Below are 21971 nucleotides of genomic sequence, written 5' to 3'. Positions count from 1 at the left end.
GTTAAATAATATTCCGACAGATCACTCAAAAGTTGAACCTTTCCATTCAAATATATCATCTACAACCTTCTGGTATCCCCCTGCTCCTCGAAACGAATCTCCTATTTTATGGGCATGTTGCTTGTACGTCGAATCAGATAATAGAAGCTCTGCTGTTTCTCGCAAAACAGCTGGTGTTACTCGGTGAAAATCTAACTGAATACCGGCTCCTAGTTCCTTAACCCGTTTTGCAACCATCGGTTGGTCATTGGATATAGGCAACACTGCTAATGGTGTAGCAAAATACAATCCTTCACTCGCACTATTCATGCCGCCATGTGTGAAAAATACATCTGTATGCTGGAGTATTTCTAGTTGAGGCACATAGTTACGAACAATAAAGTTATCAGGAATAGTTCCTAACTCTTCGATCTTTGTGTTTTTCCCAACAGAAAGGACTACTTTAGCATCCATACCCGCAAACGCTCGGAAGCATTTTTGGTAGAACTCGACTTGCTGATTCACAATCGTACCCATTGAAATATAAATGACTGGTTTCCCTTGTAACTTTTCATATGGAAAGTTTTCTGCATCTTTTCGCAGAGTGATAGATGGGCCAACAAATCGGAATGTTTCATCAAATTGATCCGCATTATTTTGAAAATATTTCGATGTAAAGACAAAAGTGAGATCGCCCGGAAAAGACATGATCCGCTTAAAGTCATGTAGTGGGATGGAATTCAAAGCATAAGCTTTTTTTAAATTATTTAATATCTCCTTTGATTTAACCAAGTATTCCCTATCAACTTCGGTATAAGATTTTCGATCCACCTTGGGATTTCGTTGATCCATCGCAAGCATGGAGCAGGATGAGATTTTCGGAAGATGCAAAATATCTGCGATGATCCAACCAGCAGCACAACTGCTATCAAAAATCACATAGTCATACTCTTCCTCTTGTACTTTAGGTAAAATCGTACGAATTCTATGTTCTGTATCGCGGAGCATGTGATAGATCAAAAACATCATAGGTGTATCTGGTGTATTTGTTTTATCTAATCTTTTCTCATAGGCACGAAACGTTGCACCAGTTTGTTCTATTCGATCTCGATACTCTCTAGAACAATAATATGTTACTTTCTCCCCCCGATTGACCAATTCTTTGATAATCCCCAATGTTGGATTTACATGACCATCTCTGGCGACATTAAAAAACAATACATTTGACATTATCTATACTCCTTTATTAAATACAGATAAATAAAAGGATAGGGACTTTTCAGCCAATCTAGTAATTAAAACTAAGAAATCAGCGGGATTTCTCGTATCATCATATTTTTGCAACGCTTCATAGTAAGAGACTCGTTCCTCGACAGGCAAGATAACAGGTGGATAGCCTTGTTTCATTAGTTCAAGATTGGTTATAAGCCTTGCTGTCCGTCCATTTCCATCGATAAAAGGATGGATACGAACAAAGTCACAATGTAAATAAGCTGCTTGTTCGAAAGGGTGAAGGGTACTCCACTGATCGTAATATTGTTGTATGAGCTGTTCCATCTGAATCGGTACTTCCCATGGTTGTGGCGGTATATGATCACCAACCGTCACAGGTACACTTCGATATCGGCCAGCATCCGCTGGTCGAATCCGCCCAAGTACGATAGCATGCAGGTGTTTGACATGCATCTCACTTAGTCTTTCTTCTTTTTGTGCGAGTTCTTCTAGATAGAGAATTGCTTCTTTATGATCAACAGCTTCTAAATGATCTTTGAGCGATTTACCTCCAACTGTCATTCCGCTTTCCAATACTACTCTTGTCTCCATCAAAGAAAGGCTGTTTCCTTCAATCGCATTGGAATGATAGGTCCAATCCACGATAAACTTCTCTCTGATACTATTTTCTGTGTCGGGATGGATTTGATTTTTTTGTCGAATTGCTTGTAACTGCTCTCTCATCTCGTCAATTTTAGCAAACATGGTATTTCCCCTTTTGGCCTTCGTATTTCTCTATTGACATATCCTATATGTTAATCTCGCTACCTAACCACGTTCCACCAAACCAATTACATATCGATCTCGACCACTCATATCTTGTAGTACTTCTACTTCTCTACTTTTAGGCAGTTGTTGTACAAGATTTGCTACCTGCTCTCCTTGCTCATCTCCGATCTCAAATGCGATCAACCGTTTCCCGCGAGCCGGCATCTGGGCTATTTGAGAGATAATCTGCCTGTAAGGATATATTCCATCTTCTCCTCCATCTAAGGCTAAATGAGGTTCATAATGTTGTACTTCTTGATCCAGTGTACCAATGACCTCCGAAGGAATATAAGGAGGATTGGAAACGATGACATCTACGGTTTCCACTCTTACAGGTTCTAAAAACGAGCCTTGTAAAAAGGTAATTTTATCTTCAACGCCATGTCGTTTCGCATTGTCTTTTGCAATTTGCAGTGCATCTGCTGATAGATCGATAGTGGTTACTGACCAGTGGGGACGTTCCAACTGCAACGTAATGGCAATACAACCGCTGCCTGTACCCACTTCTACTACACGTATCGGACGATCTCTATAGAGAACATCTGCCTTATGGAGGACATGTTCTACCAACAATTCTGTTTCTGGGCGAGGGATGAGGACATCAGGTGTGACGTGAAAAGGCCGGCCGTAAAAATCAGCTTTGCCGAAAATGTATTGCAGCGGCTCATGATCACCTCTGCGCTGAATCCACTGGTAATACTTCTTAGCTTGCTCTTCTGTCAATGTCTTGTCCCACATTAGAAAAAAAGACGCTCGATCAACTGCTAATAACTCGCGAAGCATCCACTCCGCCTCAAATAATCCGTCTGCTATTCCCTTTTGCTTCAAAAAAGAGGAAGCCTGATGGAAGGCTTCCCGAATGGTGTTATTGTGCATGTTTTAATTGCTCCGTCTGCTCATGTAAGATCAAAGCATCAATGACTTCTTCCAAGTCACCATCTAAGATCATGTCCAGTTTGTGCAGAGTCAAACCAATCCGATGGTCCGTCACCCTGCTTTGTGGAAAGTTATACGTACGAATACGTTCACTGCGGTCTCCAGTACCTACCGCCGATTTTCTTGCATCTGCGTATTTTGCCATCTCTTCTTGTTGTTTCATATCATAAAGACGGGCACGCAATACACGCATCGCTTTATCTTTGTTGCTGATCTGCGACTTCTCATCTTGACAAGATACAACGATACCAGTAGGAATATGTGTGATTCGAACTGCCGATTTGGTAGTATTTACACTTTGTCCTCCAGGACCGCTAGAACAGAACGTATCAATCCGTAAATCTTTATCATGAATCTCGATTTCTACATCTTCAGCCTCAGGCAGTACTGCAACAGTAGCAGTAGAAGTGTGGATTCTTCCACCGGACTCTGTCGAAGGTACACGTTGTACACGATGGGCTCCACTTTCGTATTTAAGACGGCTGTAAGCTCCTTGGCCTTGAATAGAAAACACAACCTCTTTCATCCCGCCAAGTCCAGTTGAATTGGCTTCTAATACTTCTATTTTCCATCCATGGCGTTCCGCATATCGTCCATACATCCGATATAAAGAAGCAGCGAACAATGCAGCTTCGTCTCCGCCTGCTGCTCCACGAACTTCGACAATCACGTTTTTATCATCATTCGGGTCTTTTGGAAGAAGTAAAATCTTGATGTGTTCTTCCAATTGCTCTTTTCGTTCAGACAATTCATCGACTTCTGCTTTAACGAGTTCACGCATCTCATCATCCAGCTTTTCTTCTAACATTGCCTTGGCTTCTTGCAGCCCTTCTATTACTTGTTTATACTCCAAGTAGGCATTGTTTTGTTCTTCTAGATCACGCTGCTCTTTTGAATATGTGCGTAATTTATTTGGATTATTTATCACTTCTGGTTCACATAATAATGTACTTAGCTCTTCATAACGATTATGAATGGACTGGAGTCGATCCAGCATTTTTCTCACTCCCATTTTTTAACCATAAGTCAATTGATTGTAACATATTTATAAACGAGTGGAAAGAACATCAAATTTATCTTAGAAGGGGACCCCATTTGTGTTAGATATTGCTTTGCAAGTCGCGCCTTTTTTGCTTGTCTTTTTCTTCCTCCAATTTGGGATCAAACAACGAGGCACACACCCTAGACTATATGAATGGATTACACGTATTATTTTTACGATTATTATTGCTGCATATGCAATAGTGGCTGTCACCAATGCAACCGCATTTTTACATTTGAATCACATCCGTGAAAAGGATGTTTTGCAATCCTTAGCCCTATTCATCGTCTCAGTGGCTGCACTATTGGTCTTTATCCCGCCAATACGCAGACTGATCAGTCATTCGATATCGATAGAACCTGATAATGACGTACATACAATCTCCCTCAGTCTCAGTTTTATTGTCTTTCATGTTTATATTTTAACTGCTTTTTCCCTGGAACAGCTAATCCAAAATACATCTGAGGGAACAACCATAGCCAGCTTGTGGACACAAGATATTTTGCTTGCTCTAATCGCACTATTTGGTGTTGGCTGGCTCCAAAAAAGGGATACAAAAGAAACATTAGCTCGTCTTGGTCTTGTTCGGCCAACCTGGAAAATGTTCTTTATTGGCATATCATTTGCCATCGGCTTTGTCCTTGTAAACATTCTATTAGAACAAATAGCCAGCATCATAGGTTTTGGGATCGATCCCAATGTGGACAAAATCACCAATCAACAGTTAGGACCACTATTTGGAACGATACCCGGTATTTTAACACTAGGATTAGCTGCTGCTTTAGGGGAAGAACTGATATTTCGCGGTGCAATGCTGCCGAAGTTTGGGTTGATCTATACAAGTATATTATTTACCTTGATCCATGCCAATTATGGTTTAAGTGTTGCTACCCTCATCGTATTTATACTCGCTATTACTTTGGGGATACTTCGAAAACGTCACAGCACCACGCTCACGATGATCACTCATGCGAGTTATAACATTATATTAGGATTGATCGCTCTAGCAGGTTCTCATCTTGCTCAGTAAACCTATTTTTCGCATATAGGACTAGATATGTTATTACACGTATCTAGTCTTTTTGTTCCATCTGTATAAGCAACTTCATATTTTCGCTACAGACGGTTTACATTTAGGAAACAATTTGTTTATTTTCATGAAAAATTCCCTCTGTAGAATGAACTTACATTCAAAACAAAGGGGAAACAAATAATGAATAAAAAAGATTTTGGAAAAGGCATTTTGGTTGCTACTTTAGCAGTTGGAACTTTATTTGGAGGATTGATTGCGACACAACCTTCCTATGCAGCAAATAACATTCATGCTGCACAAGCACATAATGAGCAGAATCATGCCAAGCTACTGAAACAAACCATGCAACTTGCCAATAAAGGAAAAGTAATATCAAGTGGAGAATTTGGCATCTATTCTTCCCAAAAATCAATTGAATCCAAATGGGGGAAACCTGACTCCGACAGTAATCGAGCAGAAGGAGAAATGAAATACAACAAACACGCTACTCTTTTTTACGTTGGAGATGATGTTACAGATCACGGTGGAGAAACAGTCGTTTATCAACTACAAACTACAGATAAAAGGTATGCATCCGTTACCTATAAAGAGATCCAAAAGACATTAGGAAAAGGCTATGTATACAAAGATAAGAATGGCGGTTTTGTCAGTTATGAAGTTGCTGATGCAAAATCACTTACCTTTTACTTCAACGTTGACAAGAAAGGTAATTTCACTAAGATCAAATACGTAGAAATCACATTACCTTAAGGAAGTAAAGACTTAGTCTTCTTGAATCAGAAGCCTAAGTCTTTTTTATTCTTGACATACAACAAAGCACTCAAAGATCTTTTAAAGGAGAGATTGGTGCAGATGAATCCATTTGTTGTCGGATATATCAAATAACTCGAAAGGGTGCTTCATTGAAAGAACAATGTTAAGTAACCTAATGAATGGTGTGTAACTTACAAAATTCATTTTCATGAATTCATGTATATACCAAAAAACTGCCTGTTATAGGAAGTTTTTTTACCTTAAATCCTCCAATAAATTAATATGGCCTTCTTGTTCAAAGAAAACGCTGCCGTATCTCAGGTGTAGGAATCATGCAGCTCTCCTGTTGTCCAAACCAGCGATATCGGTTTTTGGCGAACCAGTGATAAAACGAATCCCGAATGAATTTCGGTATGATTTGAAATACAGATAACACTTTCCACATACCTGTTAATTTTCGGAATATCTGCAAGATAGCAGTTGATTCTGTATATACTTTTCCATTTTGAACGAAGACGATAGAATCTAGTGAAATTTTTTGATTATGGGCTAGTAAGATCTCCTGACCTTCCTCTGATTGAAGAGAAGCAAACTTGAAAATTCCTTTGGGATCGCGTTTGATGATAAACTTTACCCAGTTATTACATACGTTACATACCCCATCAAATAGCACATATGTACCTGCTGCATCTATTTTTATATCGGTTGACATAGGATGTCATCCCCTTTGAATTTGTCCATTATTTGAATTCCCGCATCCACTGCTTTTAAAACTAGCGGTTTACCTATACTTGACATATTCATTCTACTACTTCCTTTTGCAAATTTGTGTTATTTTTATATTACCTTATTTTTAAGAAAAGGGAGAGAGAACTCCTTGTCACGAAAAATACTCGTTTTCACTACAAGTGCGATATTGTCGATCGTTTTATTGATTCATTTTAGCTTTACCTTTCTCTACTTATCGCCAGCGAATCCGTTTAAAAGCAAACACTGGGATATGATAATTGGCTATATGAATCCATTGTTTACGCAAAATTGGAAACTATTTGCTCCAAATCCTGCCAGTCAACAAGAGAACTTGGATATCCGGGTTCAATATGTGGATAACCAAGGAGCGACAAGAGAAACGGACTGGAAAAGTATCACCTTGCCTGTCATCAAAGAACTGCAATCCAATCGTTTTTCCACCAATGCCCGCTTCTCCGAATTTCAGAGTTCATTGATCAGTGACTTCGTATGGGGAGAAAAAGAGGATAAAGAAAGCGCTTTTCGTTCCATGCAGACTTATGTGAAATATGTGCTTACCACGAAGAAATTCACCGTGCCCGGAACTATTAACAAAATACAGCTGCGTGCAGTGATCAACAAATTCCCTGACTATGAAAATAGGACCAAGCCTGATTCGGCAGGGAAAATCTCTTATTACTATAGCAACTGGTGGGAACCTTCCAGTGTGAATACAGGAGGTGGTAAAGCATGATCAATCGACTTATAAACTTTCTCACCACAAAACAATCTCTGATTGGATTGAGTTTGGTTCGCATTATATTCGGTGTTGCTATGTTGTATGAGCTGGCACTCAATATACCCACTCGGTTTTTACTTTGGGGGCCGAATGGAATCGTTTCTTATGAAGCTTATCAAAAAATTACAGAGAGTAACAACATACATACCTTATTTGACTTGGGCCCTGATCTTTGGGTCGTGAACGCGGTCATCTTCGGTGGGATTGCTGTTAGTATTCTTTACATCATCGGTTTCCAGACACGTATTATGGGGGTCTTGATCGCGATCTTGATGTTCTCCATCTACACACGGGATTACAGTATTACCCATGGTGGAGACAATATGTTGCGACTCCTATTAGTTTATCTGATCTTTGCTAAAACAAATGCGTATTTCTCTGTAGATGCATGGTGGAGAAAGCGGCGTAAAAAGAAGTTGTTTGCCAAAATCCGTGATAATCAAGGGATCCGTGATTTTGTCGCCATCATTCACAATTTTGCATGGATAACGTGTGTAATCCAGCTCATATTTATGTATTTTGCTTCTGGCAGCTATAAAGTCATGGGCGAACTATGGCAAAATGGTACAGCTCTCTACTATGCCAGCCGTGTCCAAGAATTTTACACCCCAGGAATTAATGATTTACTGTGGAAATACGAACCATTGTTAATTTTTGCAACCTATGCGACAACCATTTTCCAAGTAGCATTTCCATTTTTACTGCTCAACCGATATACCAAATACTTTGCCATCTTTTCCGCTTGTCTCCTCCATATTGGAATCGCGGTTTCCATGGGACTCGTGGACTTCTCTTGGGTCATGATCGGTTGTGAATGTATGTTGTTATTCGATAAAGACTACCATCAACTTGCTGTTTGGTGGAAACGTATCTTTAGCAAAAAAGAAACCAAAACAGAAGCACCGCCAAACGAAACTCCTGTTGCAACCTAAAAAAGCCTGCATTAATCTTATTCGGATTAATGCAGGCTTTTGAATTCATGTAAGCAATTTTGCTTATTTATCGGTTATGTTGCCCGTACGGACAGTGTCAGGCGACCACGAATGGTCTCACTTGACTAGCAGCCGCCCTCACCCGGCCGGAGAGTCCTGGGCGGCGGGGTTCGAGATTGGGGCGGGAGTCCGTTCGAACCTTCCCCACCACAGACAATGAACATACACCCTCCTTGGGGTGATTTGAATGGGTCCTTCCTATCTAATTTTCATTATATTCTAATAATTATTATCCGTAAATACATCCATCAAAAATTCTCCCTCTTCTAAAACTTATCCCTTTTCTTTACGCTAGTAAGTATCCATAAATGTTCTTGCAACATTACTCAAATACCGGTCTTCCCGATAGGCAAACACCAACGTACGAGTTGGTTTCCCTTCTAATGGAAGGTATAACATATCTGTCCGCTCTCTTGTTACCATCAATGGGACAATCGTAACACCTAAGCCTGAAACTACAAACGATTGGGCTGTTTCCATATTACTTGTCAAAAAGTGAACATTAGGCTGAAAACCAGCTTCCGCACACAAATCCAATACGATACGGCGAAAACCGTACTCTTCTTTTAATAAGATAAAAGGTGCTTCTTGAACATCTCCTATAGGCACTGATCTTGTTTGATACGCTTTTTTTCCAGCATGTCGTACCACATTGCGTAATTTTTCCGGCATCCAACTTTGTTCTTTTCTTGGCACCGCTAAAAAAAGCGGTTCTGTCACCATAGTATGAGTAGTTATTTTTTCATTTTCTACAGGCAGCGATAAAACAGCTAGGTCTACTTTTCCTTCAAGGATCAACTGCTCTAATTTTGCTGGTGTTTCTTCTACTAGCTTTATTTCAACTTGCGGATATCTCTCCAAATACATTTGAATAAGTGGAGGTAAAACATAGCCTCCTGTAACAGCAGGTGTCCCTATGGTTAGGGTAGATCCAATACCTTCTTTATGATCTTTCATCTCCCGCAAAAGATCATCATGAGCTCGCACGATCTTCTCTGCTCTCTTCATAAACTGAAGGCCTTCGGGTGTAGCCTCTACTTCATTTCTTGTCCGATAAAACAAAGTTACTCCTAATTCTTTTTCCAACTTTCCAATTTGCTGACTGAGAGAAGGCTGAGCAATATGTAAGCGATTTGCCGCTTTGGTAAAACTTTTTTGTCGGTATATTTCTAAAGCATAACGCAAAACACGCACTTCCATGATGATCATCTCCATAGGTAAAAACTATGGTACTGATTATATCTATATCTTCGACTTATGGAAAATCCTCTAATAAAATAAGAAAAAATGAAACATTGTGTAGGAGGAGACAGGATGACATCCGCTTCTGAACAATTTGCAAAAAATCCTGAGCAATACCGAGACAACAAAATCTTTGCAGCAGGAAAAGATTTAGAAAAGATGAAACATGCAGTTAAAATTCCCCGTATTCAAACGCTGTTAGACATAGGAGCAGCAGCAGGTCACACTGCAATAGCCTTTGCAGATATTGCAGAACAATGTGTAGGGATTGACGTTACTCCTGAAATGGTAAAGGTTGCGAATCAATTTGCCAAAGATAAAGGAGTAGAAAATGTACATTTTCAAGTAGGTGATGTAGAATCACTTCCCTTTGAAGACGAAACGTTTTGCGTTGTTACCTGCCGGTTTGCCGCTCATCACTTTCCCCAGATTGAAAAAGCGATGAAAGAAATCAGTCGTGTATTAAAACCAGGTGGAGTCTTCCTGTTGGTAGACCACTATGCACCAGACAATCAAGAGCTGGATAGATTTATTAACGAAATTAATCAGACACGTGATCCTTCTCAAGTTAGGGAGTATTCCTTGTCAGAATGGAAGGAACTCATTCAAAAAAACGAGCTGACCTATGAAGAAATAGCCAAATGGGATCTTCCACTCCAATACGATAATTGGGTATCTCGTTCCTCTACACCAGAAGCAGCAAAGGAAAAGTTGCAGCATTTATTTCAATCTGCATCTCCTTTAGCAAAAGATACTTTTTCTATCACTTATAAAATGGATGGATCAATTGATACTTTCTGTTTAAAATCGATCTTAGTTCGCGGTGCCAAAAAACAATAAAATGCAAAAGAAGACGATAAGGTTGTGCCTTTTCGTCTTCTTTCATCATATGTCAAGTTAAACTATCCGCTGTCTGCTTATTTTCTTGGGGAATGAAACTACGTCTTTCATCTATTCTTTTTAATAAGAATGCATAGACAATTAACAACATACTAGAGACTATATAGATCCATTTTATGTTGACGAGATCACCCAAAGGTCCAGCTACCAGCATCGCAAGCGGCGACATAATAGAGGAGATACCCATCACTAGAGAAAATACACGACCCATATATGCTGGCTCCACATTTTCTTGTAGCACTACTGTTAGTACTGTTGTCATTACTGGCAGAAACACACCTGCTAATGCAATCAAGATGACATACATACTGAAATAGGGAGAGAAACCGATAATTGCCGTCAATACGCCAAACATAATCATAGATAACACCAAAGTCCGTATTTTGTTGTTGATTTTTAGTCTCATTAACAACATACTGCCAACAAGGGAACCTAGTCCCCAAGCTAACTCTCCAATAGACAGCAATTGTACATCTGCACCAAACGTACGTTGAATAAATAAAGGCGCTAGATAGGCAACTGGGGTTAGCAGAGCGAAAATCACTAAGGAAGAGACAAACATACTTTTTAAAAGAGTAGATGTCTTGATATAAGCAATGCTGTCTTTAAAATCAGTAAATAATGTAGTTGATTCTTTCTTTTCTCTCACAATGGTTGGTACAAAAATGAATGCTAGCAGGCTGAGTTCGATGAATGCAGTAGCAGTATCGATATAAAATGTTAGTTCTAAACCAAACTGGCCAAATACAAACCCGCCTATTACAGGACCCAAAATGAGAATCAATGCTTGTGCACCTTGAAACAAACCATTGATTTTTGTCAACTCTTCAGCTGGTACAATTTGCTGAACCAGAGCATTACCTGCGGATTGTTGGATCGCTTGTCCGATCGAACGCAGGGTGGAAATAACCAGCAACAAAATAATATTTTGAAAACCAAAGTGAAAGAGAACTGCTGTGCAGAGTGTGAGAAGAGCAATCGAACCATCTGAGATCATAATTAAAGATTTGCGGTTAAATTTGTCTACCAATGTACCAGCAATTGGTGCAAACAAGGCTAACGGTAAATTTGCAGCGATCATCCCTAATGTAAGCCATAACCCTGAACCCGTTTTTAATGAGATATACCAAATCATCGCATACGTAACAATTGCAGAACCAAATAAAGAAAAAAACTGTCCGATAACAAATAAGTATGTTTTTGTTTTCCAATTATCAACTTGTGTCATGTTGATCCTCCTCATAGATGACTAACCATTCATTCATTTTTTGGGTCAAAAAAATTTCTGTTTCATAAATTTGCTATCTTTTTCTTACTGCCAAAAAGCTTATGGTATGCATTTAAAGTGAAATGATATCTATCTAACAATACGATAGCACTATTTAATAACCACTTAAATGACTGACTGTATAGTCATTATATTTGGTAGTGATGAATTCGTCAATACTTTTTTATCTCTTGATTCGAAATTAATTTCTCGATTCCCAAAGCCTCCTTCGACAGGCGATGTTAAAGGATAATTGAACGGCTAACAAAATGTTTAATAAAATATAAATGAATCACTTCTTCTTCCAAGGGAGAGAAAATGACTAGTTATTGTGATCCAGACAAAGAGGGCTTATTCTCCAATTCCATTGTGGATAGCACCAGGAGAGTCGTCGGTTACCAAGATTTGCGAGGAGCAGAGCTCGCCGAAGGCAGTCGCAGCTTCTCCATCGATTCCCCTTCCTCTGATGGTGATCCTCTGACTGGAGAGAACGATTTCTGAGCTGAAAAGGCTGGATGCTCTCGTAAGTATCCAGCCCAACTTTTTTATTCAACTTTTAAATCTTTCTCAATAGACAATTGCATCCAACCAGACCGATATTTCTTTACGAGATCACTTCATAAAGTGTTTCAATTTTTAAAAATTCTATTAATCTTAATATAAATATAATTATTTATATTATTACATAATTGAACATTATAATAATCTTTTATAGAATCATATACAGGAGTGGTAAAAGGAATCCACTCATTACTTACTGGGAGTGTAAGTGGCAACTAGCGAGGATGACAAGAAGTCAGAGTGGGGTTCGGCAGCAGCTGCCATGAACGAGAAACTGCCGGACAACATACGGCAAGACGCAGCTGGTGCAGCAGCCGAGAAGGCCAAGGAAAAGGGCTCACAGCCTCCGAAGGCCGACGGCAGCACCCACCGCGGGTAGCAGAGTGAACTCTCGGTAAATAGGGTTGTGCGGTGGTGCAAACTACCACACAACCCCGATTTAAGCATAATACATCTGATGGATAAAGCTCTGTAGGATATAATATACAATTAGGATACTTTTCCAAAGATCAGAAGATTGAAATATATAATATTTTTATATAAAATATCTATGAGGAGTGGTAAACGGAATCCATTCCCAATCTACTGGGAGCTGTAAAATGGCCATCGAAGATCCCAAGTCAGCGACTTGGCATTCAGCGGCTGTCGCACACAACGAGGACCTGACTCTCGAAGTGAGGCAGGAAGCGGCAGGTGCAACTGCCGCTCTGGACAAGCAGGATGCGCAGGTGCCCCCGCCTCCGCCCAGCAACCACATCACCCACCGCGGGTAGCAGAGCGGTGCTCTCGGTAAAAAAGGTTGTGTGGTGGTGGAAACCACCGCACAACCCCCGATTTACAATATCTTCTTTGGTTATAGAAGTTCTATATAGATTACCTAATACCAGTTTAGACTTTAACAAATATAGTTATTTATAAAAAGAAGAGGCACACATAGCCTCTTTTTTTAATTTCTTATCAAAATAACAGGCATCCTATTTTTAAGAACATTCGCTATGAATAAAAAACTAAATCATAGTCTTTCCTTATCATAAACTAGTTTCACCTTTATCCAGCCACGTACACTATTCACCAACCAAATACAACTAGCCCGTTCTAAATCCTCTCGATACAAAACTCTCTCTTCTACTTCACCGAATTCCAACAAACTCGCCCTCATAACTCCTGCTAAAAGCCCAGCATCGCGGTATGGTGTTACCAACTTACCATCTAATTCTAGTACGAGATTACCGATTGTAAACTCGGTGAGTTCTCCTCTTTCATTCCATAGCAATGTATCAAAGTACCCAGCTACTTTTAACTCTTCATACATTTGTCTATTGGTTGTTTTATGATAGAGAAATATATTTTCACTGGAAATCGGGGTTTTTGCTAGTGTTGTAATGACAGGTTGTACAATGTTCTTTAGCGCTTCTGCTTGTAACTCTATTTCCCCCTTAGAAGAAACAAGAAGTCGTACTTTGTATACTCCAGATGGATATTTGCTTGACAACAAAGCCAATTGTGACCTTATTTCTTCTTCTGGAAAGGCGTATGCAAAGTAATTTGCACTTTCGTTCATTCGATTTAAATGCTTTTCCAATAAGGGATAGGTTCCATTTTCCAAACGAATGCTTTCCAATAACTGATGGGTGTATGGCTTTGACGCTAATATTTTCGCTTTGGTAATGACCTCTTCATACTCGCCACCACTCGTGGAATCCCATGTAATTCCGCCCCCAACTCCATAAGTTGCCTTGTTTCGCCTCTGATCAATGAAAACCGTGCGGATACCCACATTGAATACTGCTTCTGCCCCTGGTTTTAAATATCCGATCGTCCCGCAGTATACTTCTCTTGGGGACTGCTCCAAAGAAGTGATCAGCTCCATTGTTTTCCTTTTAGGAGCACCTGTGATTGATCCGCAAGGGAAGAGAGCTGTAAATATATCTGTTAGCGTTGTGGTGGGTGGAGTTTTGGCGTTAATGGTGGAAGTCATCGTCCAAAGGGTAGGATATTGTTCGACGGTAAATAAATCAGGAACATGAACCGTTCCAGGCACTGCAATTTTCCCCATATCATTTCGCAGTAAATCCACGATCATCAGGTTCTCCGCACGGTCTTTTGCAGATGCTAGCAACTGTCTTGCCCGAAGGTCATCTTCTTGTTGATAACGCCCTCTCTTTGCTGTTCCTTTCATCGGTCTTGTGATTAATTGATCTTGTTCCCAGCGGAAAAAGAGCTCTGGAGACACAGATAATATCTGAAAATCACCAGTATCCAAACAGGCATTATACCCGGATTGCAAACTCGCTAAATGTCGGTAAAACCCCCATGCATCTCCATGGAACTCAGCATGCATCCGAATGGTGTGATTAACTTGATAAGTATCTCCTCTTGCGATGGCATCATGTATCGTTTGGATCGCTTGTTGATATGTTTCCCGCGAACAGTCAGGCTCCCATTTGCCTACTTGGTAATCTCCAAACTCATTTTTTGTCATGTGATCAGGCTCTCGAAAGACAGCAAACCATGCTAGTGGTAATTTATTATCTTTATTCACCATAAGCTTTGGATCAAAAGCGGGGCCGGCCTCATAGGAAACAAATCCAACTGCATAAAACCCTTTTTTCCACAAAGATTCTACTTTTTCCAGAAGAGGCTTCACCTCATCCAATTTCTTTGCAGCCAATATTTCTTCAACTTGGTTTGTATGTAAATGAAAATCTTTAAAATCAATTGCAATCATACTCTGAAAACCCCTGTTCTAACTATTTCCATAAAAAAAAGCAAGCAGTGTTTGCTTGCCTACGATTAATCGATGTTGTATTTCTTTTTAAAACGATCTACACGTCCACCAGCGTTAGCTGTTCTTTGTTTACCGGTATAGAAAGGATGACATTTGGAACAAACATCAACTTTCAACTCATCCACAGTAGAACCAGTTTCAAAAGTAGTTCCGCATGACATGCAAGTTACTTTTGCCGTTTTATAATTTGGGTGTATTGCTGCTTTCATCTATTGTCACCTCATTTCAATCCATCCGTATAAATCCACTGGAGTATTATAGCATGTTAAACTTTAAGCTGCAAGGAATGGTGATGTGAAAGCAATTTTTACTTAATGGCTTGTTTTTTTCAATTCAGAGTAAATGTTCCTTTTTTTAAGTAAAATACGAAACAAACCACTGCAAATAATGCATGGTTTTCTATCGGCAAAAGAGACACTTTCCCATTTTAGGGAAAATGTCTCTTTTGCAAAACTTACCTTAACACCCGCAGAGGATTGATCACTTCACCATTTTTATGTACTTCAAAATGCAAGTGATATCCTGTAGCATTGCCGGTCTCACCCATAAACCCTAGTCTTTGGCCAGTCTCCAAATACTCTCCTATGCTGACTGAGATACGACTAAGATGCGCATAGAGGGTAACCCATCCTCCGCCGTGGTCAATCATTACCATATTGCCATAACCGCCGTGATATCCTGCTTGGATTACTTTCCCACTGAGAGAAACACCAATTGGCTGCTTCGACTTCTTGGAGCTCCAAATATCTAGACCTTTATGCATCCTGCCATGCCGCCAGCCAAAATTACTGGTTATCATCCCTGAAACAGGCCATTGAAACTGGAAACTTCCAACAGAAACCTTGTCACGCTTGCTAACCACCACTACTTTATGTTTTGTTTTTATTTTCGGCTCTTTGGGGGTTGGTTGAGGGACTGGAACTTTTTCTTTTTCCACAATGAAAACTTTCTGTCCAGCATCCAATGGATTTAACAAGTTTACCTTTGGATTTAATTTAAAAAACAATTGCAAAGACATCCGATTTCGCTGGCAAAGTTGATAAACCATTTCCCCGCCTTTAGAAGTGTACTCCTTTACAGCTAATGGAATTTTTAGTTTTGTTCCTGCTTTCAATTTGTTTGGATTGGCAATGTTGTTCAGCTGTGCTAATTCTTGATAGGAAACTCCATACCGAAGTCCTATCGCATACAACGAATCCCCTTTGTTTACCTCATATGTGATCTTATTTCCTATGGAGATGGTCAGTTGCTTTCCTGATTGATAAAGAGTCTCCTTCGCATCAAGTGTAGCAATCTTCCCTTCTGGCTTACTTGCCGTTAAAAGTCCTGCCACTATCGGATGGGAATCTGTGTTACCAGCCCAAGCTACAGCAGTAGCAGCCGAAACTGTACATACACCGATACTTGAGGCTAGGAGCGTCTTCTTACCAGACATCACAACACCTCATATCCATGATATTGGGTACCCATGACTCCAATTTATGCAGGGTACCCACAACATATGAAAGCTTTTGGTAGAAATATCTATGTTCAACTAGAGACAAGTATGGAGAAAAACGGCGTTAGCCCTTTCCTCATCCTATTTCCATCAAACTTAGGCTCTTGTCCAAACAATTAGTCACTTATCTGAATAACTAGTTAGGGAATGAAAAATGGGAGGGCTATAAATGGATTATTTTGATGAGTATCTAAACACATTTGACTATGATTTGGATGATGATTTTGAGGAAGATCTCGATTCGTTTGATTATGACCCAGAATTAGCACAACAGTTCCCACCTGACCAATTTCAAAGAGAACGATTTGGCGGGGGGTATTATGGACCAGATCAATTTCAACGGGAACGTTTTGGGCAAGGGTTTTTTGGACCTGACCGTTTTCGTCGAGTTGGATTCAATCCTGGAAGAACCCCTGGAAGAAACCGCGTACGCTGTTGTGTGTATCGCAACATAAATACCGGCAGATTAAGAAAAGTATGCCAAGGCAGAGGAAGAGGCTGCTCAAATCGACTCGGTAGAAATTGGAGATTGATCGACTCCTTTACTACAAATAATTGCAATCGTTGTATCTAATAATAAACCCCTTGTTCTATCTTTCTCAAGAGGAGAAGAACAGGGGGTACGTTATCGTTTAATGGGCTTTTTTACGTTCGGCTGGACGGGATTCTAGTGAGGCTAGAAACTCTTGATTATTTTTGCTGTTTTTCAGTTTGCGAAGAAATGCATCCGTGAAGTCATGATTATCACTCAATCCTTTACGGATCGACCACAGCTTATCTAACTCTTCTTTCGTAAGAAGTAAATCTTCGCGTCTGGTACCAGATTTGCGAATATCAATAGCAGGATAGATACGGCGTTCTGCCAGTTTGCGATCAAGATGAAGTTCTAAATTACCAGTCCCTTTAAATTCCTCATAAATAACATCATCCATCCGTGATCCTGTATCAACCAGTGCTGTAGCAAGGATCGTGAGGCTGCCGCCTTCCTCGATATTTCTAGCAGCTCCAAAAAATCTTTTTGGTCGATGGAAAGCCGCAGGATCAATCCCGCCAGACAATGTTCTTCCACTTGGAGGAATAACTAAGTTGTAGGCACGGGCTAAACGGGTGATACTGTCTAATAAAATCACGACATCTCTTTTATGCTCTACCAAACGCTGAGCACGTTCTAGTACTAGTTCTGCTACTTTAATGTGATTTTCTGGCAACTCATCAAAAGTAGAACTGACCACTTCGCCTTTCACAGATCGTTGCATATCTGTTACTTCCTCTGGGCGTTCATCGATCAACAACACAAACAGTTCTATATCAGGACGATTTTCTGAAATGCTATTGGCAATCTCTTTTAATAACATGGTTTTCCCAGCCTTTGGCTGAGCTACAATCAAACCACGTTGGCCTAATCCTACGGGAGCAATCAAGTCCATGATTCGAGTGGAAGTTTTGTGTGGTTCTGTTTCTAGTAGTAGTCGCTCTTGTGGATATAATGGGGTAAGTCCAGCAAAGTGAAGTCTCTCTCCGGCTGTTTCAGGGTCTGCACCATTTACAGCTTCTACATGCAGCAATCCATAATATCGCTCATTTTCTTTTGGAGGTCTAACTTTACCAGAAACCAGATCTCCTGCACGCAGGTCAAACCGGCGAATCTGCGAAGCAGAGATATAAATATCTTCAGATGAAGGAAGGAAATTGATAGGGCGCAGGAAACCATACCCTTCTGACAAAATATCCAATACACCTTCCATAAAGAAAAATCCATCTTTTTCTGCATTTGCTTTCAAGATTGAAAAAATAAGTTCTTTCTTTTTCATTTGGCCGTAATAAGGGATTTGATAATGCTTGGCCAGTTTGTAAAGCTCGGTGAGCTTTTTATTTTCCAATTCACTTATTGTGTAATCCAATTTAGTTTCACCACTTTTTCGCAGCTTAGGTCTCTAATACCAAATTCGGTTTCTTTTCTAATCGATGAGTGCCATCAATAAATCTTACCGTTCCTGTCTTTGCTCGCATAACTAATGATTGCGTTGTCGCGATATTTCCTTTATAACGAACACCTTTTAACAATTCTCCATCTGTCACGCCCGTAGCAGCGAAAATAGCGTCGTCGCCTTTCACTAAATCCTCCATTCGAAGAATGCGTGATGGGTCTGCGATGCCCATTTCGATACAACGTTGTCTTTGTGCTTCATCTTCTGGCAGCAGTCTTCCTTGGAAATCTCCTCCGAGACATTTCAGTGCCACTGCAGCTAAAACACCTTCTGGTGCACCGCCGGAACCAAATAAAATATCAACTCCAGTGTCTGGAAAACCTGTATTGATCGCTGCCGCAACATCTCCATCGGTAATCAACTTAATTCTCGCACCGGCTTTGCGGATATCTTCGATCAATTTCGCGTGACGCGGGCGATTTAGCAATGCTGCTACTAAATCCTCTACATCTTTCCCATTTGCTTTTGCTACAGCTTTTAAATTATCTTCTACAGGAGCATCCAAGTCTACTTTACCCACGGCTTTTGGTCCAACAGCAATTTTGTCCATATACATATCAGGTGCATGCAGGAGACATCCTTGGTCCGCAATCGCAATGATAGCAAGTGCATTCCAAGCTCCACTAGCGACAATATTGGTTCCTTCTAATGGATCAACTGCTACATCCACTTTAGGCTCTAATCCTGTCCCTAATGTTTCCCCAATATAGAGCATGGGGGCTTCATCCATTTCACCTTCTCCGATTACAACTGTACCGTGCATATGAATCGTATCGAATACTTTTCTCATCGCAGTAGTAGCTGCATCGTCAGCTTCCATTTTTTTACCGAAACCCATCCATCTACCAGAAGCAATGGCTGCTGCTTCCGTTACACGTACAAGCTCCATTGATAAACTTCGTTCCATAGCTTCAACCCCTTCTTCTTATGTAAGGTAACACATGCGGCGCGAATTTGGAATAATGGACTTGAGAAATTATAAAGAAAACTTACTTTTTTAGAGAGAGGCATAAGGAGAACACAGCGGCAAAGAAAATTTTTTTACTTCCCATTTTCTTAGAAAACCTCATTTTTTCTGTCAGTTTACAAAAAGAATGGGCCTGGCGCTTTTTAAGTGCCAAGGCCATTAACTTATTTGCGGTTTTTCCAATCAGATTCAAACTTCTCGATACCTTGGGCTGTCAGTGGATGCTGCACCAATGTTTTAACTACACTATAAGGCATTGTAGCAATATGTGCACCAGCCATAGCAGCTTGAGTAACATGAATCGGATTGCGGATACTCGCTGCAATAATTTGAGTTGGGAGGTTATGGATGCGGTATAAATCAGCTACTTGTTCTATAAGGTAAATCCCTTCTTCACCAATGTCATCTAGACGACCCACAAATGGACTTACATAAGTAGCTCCTGCGCGAGCAGCAATCAGTGCTTGGTTCACAGAGAAAATAAGGGTAACGTTCGTTTTAATCCCTTTTTTCGCAAAGTGATTTACAGCTTTAAGTCCTTCCCAAGTCATGGGACACTTAATGGTGATCTGTGGGGCAATATCAGCCAGACGCTCCCCTTCTTCAATCATTCCGTCTGCATTTGGGCTCATTACTTCTGCACTTATTGATCCATCTACTAGTGTAACCAACTCTTTTAAAACATCTTCAAACACGCGGCCGGATTTTACAATCAATGATGGATTTGTGGTAACCCCTGCAACGACACCTAAAGGTACAACCTCTTTTACTTCATCTACATGTGCTGTATCTAAAAAGATTTTCATGAGATACTAGTCCTTTCTTTTCATAAATTAGGCTTTATGAGAACTGCCAAATAATCTCATTTTCCCACGTACTACTTCCTTGATCGCATCACGTGCTGGGCCTAAATATTTACGGGGATCGATGAGATCAGGCTTAGAAGAGAGCAGTTCTCGGACAACTTTGGCACTTGCTACTTGATTTTCGGTATTCACATTGATTTTAGCTGCACCATAGGATATGGCTTTTTGGATAGATTCATCTGGTACACCAGAACCACCGTGCAATACGATAGGAGCATCAATCGCTCGGCTTACTTCATCGATAATATTGTAATGAATCTTCGGCTCACCCTTATACATACCATGTGCAGTTCCAACTGCAATAGCCATTGCATCTACTTGAGTCTCTTGCCAAAAACGAATTGCGTCCGCAGGGTTGGCGAGGGATGCATCTTCTTCTGCTACATCAAGATCATCTTCTACACCACCAATGGTACCTAGTTCACCTTCCACAGATATGCCTACCGCATGAGCTGCTGCTACAACTTGCTTTGTCAGGCGAATATTTTCTTCAAGCGGATAATGAGAACCATCAAACATAACAGAAGAAAAGCCTTCTCGAATACATTGCATAACTACTTCAAAGCTACTTCCATGATCCAAATGAAGGGCTACTGGTACACCAGACTCCTCTGCTGCAATCTGAGCCAATGCGACTACATTTTTAATCCCCATATATCTGATTGCACCTTCACTTGCACCAAAAATGAATGGAGATTGTTCTTCTTTTGCTGCCGCAGCGATAGCTTGAACAAATTCCAAGTTATTCATATTAAACTGACCTACGGCAAATTTCTCTTTCTTTGCTCTAGGTAGGAACTCATTCATAGAAACAAGTGGCATTCTCATTACCCCTTTTATTATATGTAATCAGCAAAAAGCCAACCCCCAAAGGTCGGCTAGGCTTTCTTATATATTAGTACAATGACACAGTTTGGTCAAAGTTTTAGGGCAACCTTTATTTTTTTGTAGGTAAAAATTGGATAATTCATAGTACTTATCGAGTTTTCACCTAACATTTGAAGATAATATTCTCCAACAATTTCCTTGTTATCATTAAGTTTTAATCCATGTACTTTTAACTTCCATAAACTTACATTGCATTATTCTATGTATAGACATGTTGCTTGGAATACATCCCAACTTATGATACCAATTGGCGAATCACTTCCGATCGTAACTCTTCAATATCAAATGGCTTTGTAAAATGAGCAAGCGCCCCTAATTTTGTCGCTTCATCGAGCATATCAAGCTCCCCATACGCTGTCATCATGATTACTTTGGAACGGCAAGATACTAATTGCAGTCTTCTAAGCAGTTCCAGTCCATCCATCCCGGGCATTTTCATATCCAATAGAATCAAATCAGGATCTTCCAATGAAATGATATCTAATGCCTGTTTTCCATTTGCCGCTTGAAAAACTACAACATCATCTTTAGAAAACACTTCTTTAATTAAAATACGTATACCAAATTGGTCGTCCACTACAAGTATCTTTTTAGGATTCATCTGCGTACCCGTCCTCCTTCAAAACAACTCTTACCGGTTTCCTTATATATGATCATTCTGTATTTTTCCTTATAACGGTATGGTTTTCCTCCTTTTTTGAAC

22 protein-coding genes are annotated in these 21971 nt (G+C 40.1%); 7 read left to right on the top strand and 15 right to left on the bottom strand.

Annotation, left to right across the window (positions count from 1 at the left end; all coding sequences use genetic code 11):
- Positions 1–21 precede the first annotated feature (21 nt).
- The 4 genes from MK805_RS09355 to prfA form a co-directional block, all read right to left on the bottom strand.
- Positions 22–1209: a macrolide family glycosyltransferase gene (locus MK805_RS09355; protein WP_240875456.1), complete on the bottom strand. Its 1188-nt coding sequence runs from the start codon at positions 1207–1209 to the stop codon at positions 22–24.
- Positions 1210–1212: 3 nt separating this feature from the next.
- Positions 1213–1956 carry a Fic family protein gene (locus MK805_RS09350; RefSeq protein WP_240875454.1) on the bottom strand — a complete coding sequence of 248 codons (744 nt, stop codon included), beginning with the start codon at positions 1954–1956 and terminating at the stop codon, positions 1213–1215.
- A gap of 63 nt (positions 1957–2019) precedes the next feature.
- Positions 2020–2895 carry a peptide chain release factor N(5)-glutamine methyltransferase gene (prmC, locus tag MK805_RS09345; protein WP_240875452.1) on the bottom strand — a complete coding sequence of 292 codons (876 nt, stop codon included), beginning with the start codon at positions 2893–2895 and terminating at the stop codon, positions 2020–2022.
- A complete protein-coding gene (gene prfA, locus MK805_RS09340) occupies positions 2885–3952 on the bottom strand; it encodes a peptide chain release factor 1 (protein ID WP_240875450.1) in 1068 nt (355 codons plus the stop codon). Before prfA ends, prmC begins: the two co-directional genes overlap by 11 nt.
- Positions 3953–4052: 100 nt before the next feature.
- On the opposite strand from prfA, the gene MK805_RS18035 reads away from it, so the two are divergent.
- Both MK805_RS18035 and MK805_RS09330 read left to right on the top strand, forming a co-directional pair.
- Positions 4053–5027: a CPBP family intramembrane glutamic endopeptidase gene (locus MK805_RS18035; protein ID WP_240875448.1), complete on the top strand. Its 975-nt coding sequence runs from the start codon at positions 4053–4055 to the stop codon at positions 5025–5027.
- A 183-nt stretch (positions 5028–5210) separates the two neighbouring features.
- Entirely contained in the window at positions 5211–5780 is a 570-nt protein-coding gene (locus MK805_RS09330; protein WP_240875446.1) for a DUF4309 domain-containing protein, read from the top strand.
- 298 nt (positions 5781–6078) lie between these two features.
- Here the strand turns inward: MK805_RS09330 and MK805_RS09325 are convergent, their stop codons facing one another.
- The gene (locus tag MK805_RS09325) at positions 6079–6495 is read right to left on the bottom strand and encodes a thiol-disulfide oxidoreductase DCC family protein (protein ID WP_240875445.1); all 417 of its coding nucleotides are present in this window, start codon (positions 6493–6495) and stop codon (positions 6079–6081) included.
- 165 nt (positions 6496–6660) lie between these two features.
- Between MK805_RS09325 and MK805_RS09320 the strand changes: the two genes are divergently transcribed.
- Positions 6661–7266, top strand: a complete 606-nt coding sequence (locus MK805_RS09320; protein ID WP_240875443.1) for a DUF5819 family protein — start codon at positions 6661–6663, stop codon at positions 7264–7266.
- Positions 7263–8243: an HTTM domain-containing protein gene (locus tag MK805_RS09315; RefSeq protein ID WP_240875441.1), complete on the top strand. Its 981-nt coding sequence runs from the start codon at positions 7263–7265 to the stop codon at positions 8241–8243. The genes MK805_RS09320 and MK805_RS09315 overlap by 4 nt, the downstream gene beginning before the upstream one ends.
- Before the next feature lie 351 nt (positions 8244–8594).
- On the opposite strand, the gene MK805_RS09310 is transcribed toward MK805_RS09315, so the two are convergent.
- Positions 8595–9503 carry a LysR family transcriptional regulator gene (locus MK805_RS09310; RefSeq protein ID WP_240875439.1) on the bottom strand — a complete coding sequence of 303 codons (909 nt, stop codon included), beginning with the start codon at positions 9501–9503 and terminating at the stop codon, positions 8595–8597.
- Positions 9504–9617: 114 nt separating this feature from the next.
- Here MK805_RS09310 and MK805_RS09305 point away from each other — a divergent pair, with 114 nt between their 5' ends.
- Positions 9618–10385, top strand: a complete 768-nt coding sequence (locus tag MK805_RS09305; protein WP_240875438.1) for a class I SAM-dependent methyltransferase — start codon at positions 9618–9620, stop codon at positions 10383–10385.
- Between the two features lie 52 nt (positions 10386–10437).
- On the opposite strand, the gene MK805_RS09300 is transcribed toward MK805_RS09305, so the two are convergent.
- Positions 10438–11673 (bottom strand): MFS transporter, encoded by a 1236-nt coding sequence (locus tag MK805_RS09300; protein WP_240875437.1) that lies wholly within the window; start codon positions 11671–11673, stop codon positions 10438–10440.
- A 357-nt stretch (positions 11674–12030) separates the two neighbouring features.
- Here MK805_RS09300 and MK805_RS09295 point away from each other — a divergent pair, with 357 nt between their 5' ends.
- Positions 12031–12213, top strand: a complete 183-nt coding sequence (locus MK805_RS09295) for a hypothetical protein (RefSeq protein WP_240875432.1) — start codon at positions 12031–12033, stop codon at positions 12211–12213.
- A gap of 1072 nt (positions 12214–13285) precedes the next feature.
- Here MK805_RS09295 and pabB read toward each other — a convergent pair.
- The 3 genes from pabB to MK805_RS09280 all read right to left on the bottom strand — a co-directional run bounded on the left by pabB (position 13286) and on the right by MK805_RS09280 (position 16496).
- Positions 13286–15001 carry an aminodeoxychorismate synthase component I gene (gene pabB, locus MK805_RS09290; RefSeq protein ID WP_240875430.1) on the bottom strand — a complete coding sequence of 572 codons (1716 nt, stop codon included), beginning with the start codon at positions 14999–15001 and terminating at the stop codon, positions 13286–13288.
- 65 nt (positions 15002–15066) lie between these two features.
- Positions 15067–15270 (bottom strand): 50S ribosomal protein L31, encoded by a 204-nt coding sequence (rpmE, locus tag MK805_RS09285; RefSeq protein ID WP_240875428.1) that lies wholly within the window; start codon positions 15268–15270, stop codon positions 15067–15069.
- Between the two features lie 245 nt (positions 15271–15515).
- A complete protein-coding gene (locus MK805_RS09280; RefSeq protein WP_240875425.1) occupies positions 15516–16496 on the bottom strand; it encodes a M23 family metallopeptidase in 981 nt (326 codons plus the stop codon).
- A gap of 232 nt (positions 16497–16728) precedes the next feature.
- Between MK805_RS09280 and MK805_RS09275 the strand changes: the two genes are divergently transcribed.
- Positions 16729–17133: a hypothetical protein gene (locus tag MK805_RS09275; RefSeq protein WP_240875423.1), complete on the top strand. Its 405-nt coding sequence runs from the start codon at positions 16729–16731 to the stop codon at positions 17131–17133.
- A 58-nt stretch (positions 17134–17191) separates the two neighbouring features.
- On the opposite strand, the gene rho is transcribed toward MK805_RS09275, so the two are convergent.
- From rho to MK805_RS09250, 5 genes are all read right to left on the bottom strand, one after another.
- Positions 17192–18460: a transcription termination factor Rho gene (gene rho, locus MK805_RS09270; protein WP_240875421.1), complete on the bottom strand. Its 1269-nt coding sequence runs from the start codon at positions 18458–18460 to the stop codon at positions 17192–17194.
- A gap of 25 nt (positions 18461–18485) precedes the next feature.
- Positions 18486–19454, bottom strand: coding sequence for a class II fructose-bisphosphatase (gene glpX / locus MK805_RS09265; RefSeq protein WP_240875419.1), 969 nt, complete (start codon positions 19452–19454; stop codon positions 18486–18488).
- A 224-nt stretch (positions 19455–19678) separates the two neighbouring features.
- Positions 19679–20320 carry a fructose-6-phosphate aldolase gene (fsa, locus tag MK805_RS09260; protein WP_240875417.1) on the bottom strand — a complete coding sequence of 214 codons (642 nt, stop codon included), beginning with the start codon at positions 20318–20320 and terminating at the stop codon, positions 19679–19681.
- Between the two features lie 27 nt (positions 20321–20347).
- Complete coding sequence (gene fba / locus MK805_RS09255) at positions 20348–21202, bottom strand: class II fructose-1,6-bisphosphate aldolase (RefSeq protein WP_240875415.1); 855 nt, start codon at positions 21200–21202, stop codon at positions 20348–20350.
- A 301-nt stretch (positions 21203–21503) separates the two neighbouring features.
- On the bottom strand, positions 21504–21869 hold the full coding sequence (locus MK805_RS09250) for a response regulator (RefSeq protein WP_240875413.1): 366 nt from the start codon (positions 21867–21869) through the stop codon (positions 21504–21506).
- Positions 21870–21971: the final 102 nt, after the last annotated feature.

It is taken from the genome of Shimazuella soli, from assembly GCF_022511585.1.
Taxonomy (GTDB): domain Bacteria; phylum Bacillota; class Bacilli; order Thermoactinomycetales; family Thermoactinomycetaceae; genus Shimazuella; species Shimazuella soli.
This window is presented reverse-complemented; position numbering and strand designations above follow the sequence as displayed.

Excerpts from the sequence above, each read along its gene's own strand:
- MK805_RS09325 (WP_240875445.1), bottom strand. The coding sequence starts at position 6,495 with ATGTCAACCGATATAAAAATAGATGCAGCAGGTACATATGTGCTATTT.
- prfA (WP_240875450.1), bottom strand. The coding sequence starts at position 3,952 with ATGCTGGATCGACTCCAGTCCATTCATAATCGTTATGAAGAGCTAAGT.
- pabB (WP_240875430.1), bottom strand. The coding sequence starts at position 15,001 with ATGATTGCAATTGATTTTAAAGATTTTCATTTACATACAAACCAAGTT.
- MK805_RS09355 (WP_240875456.1), bottom strand. The coding sequence starts at position 1,209 with ATGTCAAATGTATTGTTTTTTAATGTCGCCAGAGATGGTCATGTAAAT.
- MK805_RS09295 (WP_240875432.1), top strand. The coding sequence starts at position 12,031 with ATGACTAGTTATTGTGATCCAGACAAAGAGGGCTTATTCTCCAATTCC.
- glpX (WP_240875419.1), bottom strand. The coding sequence starts at position 19,454 with ATGGAACGAAGTTTATCAATGGAGCTTGTACGTGTAACGGAAGCAGCA.
- MK805_RS09305 (WP_240875438.1), top strand. The coding sequence starts at position 9,618 with ATGACATCCGCTTCTGAACAATTTGCAAAAAATCCTGAGCAATACCGA.
- MK805_RS09250 (WP_240875413.1), bottom strand. The coding sequence starts at position 21,869 with ATGAATCCTAAAAAGATACTTGTAGTGGACGACCAATTTGGTATACGT.
- MK805_RS09300 (WP_240875437.1), bottom strand. The coding sequence starts at position 11,673 with ATGACACAAGTTGATAATTGGAAAACAAAAACATACTTATTTGTTATC.
- MK805_RS09280 (WP_240875425.1), bottom strand. The coding sequence starts at position 16,496 with ATGTCTGGTAAGAAGACGCTCCTAGCCTCAAGTATCGGTGTATGTACA.
- MK805_RS09350 (WP_240875454.1), bottom strand. The coding sequence starts at position 1,956 with ATGTTTGCTAAAATTGACGAGATGAGAGAGCAGTTACAAGCAATTCGA.
- MK805_RS09315 (WP_240875441.1), top strand. The coding sequence starts at position 7,263 with ATGATCAATCGACTTATAAACTTTCTCACCACAAAACAATCTCTGATT.
- fba (WP_240875415.1), bottom strand. The coding sequence starts at position 21,202 with ATGCCACTTGTTTCTATGAATGAGTTCCTACCTAGAGCAAAGAAAGAG.
- rpmE (WP_240875428.1), bottom strand. The coding sequence starts at position 15,270 with ATGAAAGCAGCAATACACCCAAATTATAAAACGGCAAAAGTAACTTGC.
- fsa (WP_240875417.1), bottom strand. The coding sequence starts at position 20,320 with ATGAAAATCTTTTTAGATACAGCACATGTAGATGAAGTAAAAGAGGTT.
- MK805_RS09330 (WP_240875446.1), top strand. The coding sequence starts at position 5,211 with ATGAATAAAAAAGATTTTGGAAAAGGCATTTTGGTTGCTACTTTAGCA.
- prmC (WP_240875452.1), bottom strand. The coding sequence starts at position 2,895 with ATGCACAATAACACCATTCGGGAAGCCTTCCATCAGGCTTCCTCTTTT.
- MK805_RS09275 (WP_240875423.1), top strand. The coding sequence starts at position 16,729 with ATGGATTATTTTGATGAGTATCTAAACACATTTGACTATGATTTGGAT.
- MK805_RS09310 (WP_240875439.1), bottom strand. The coding sequence starts at position 9,503 with ATGGAAGTGCGTGTTTTGCGTTATGCTTTAGAAATATACCGACAAAAA.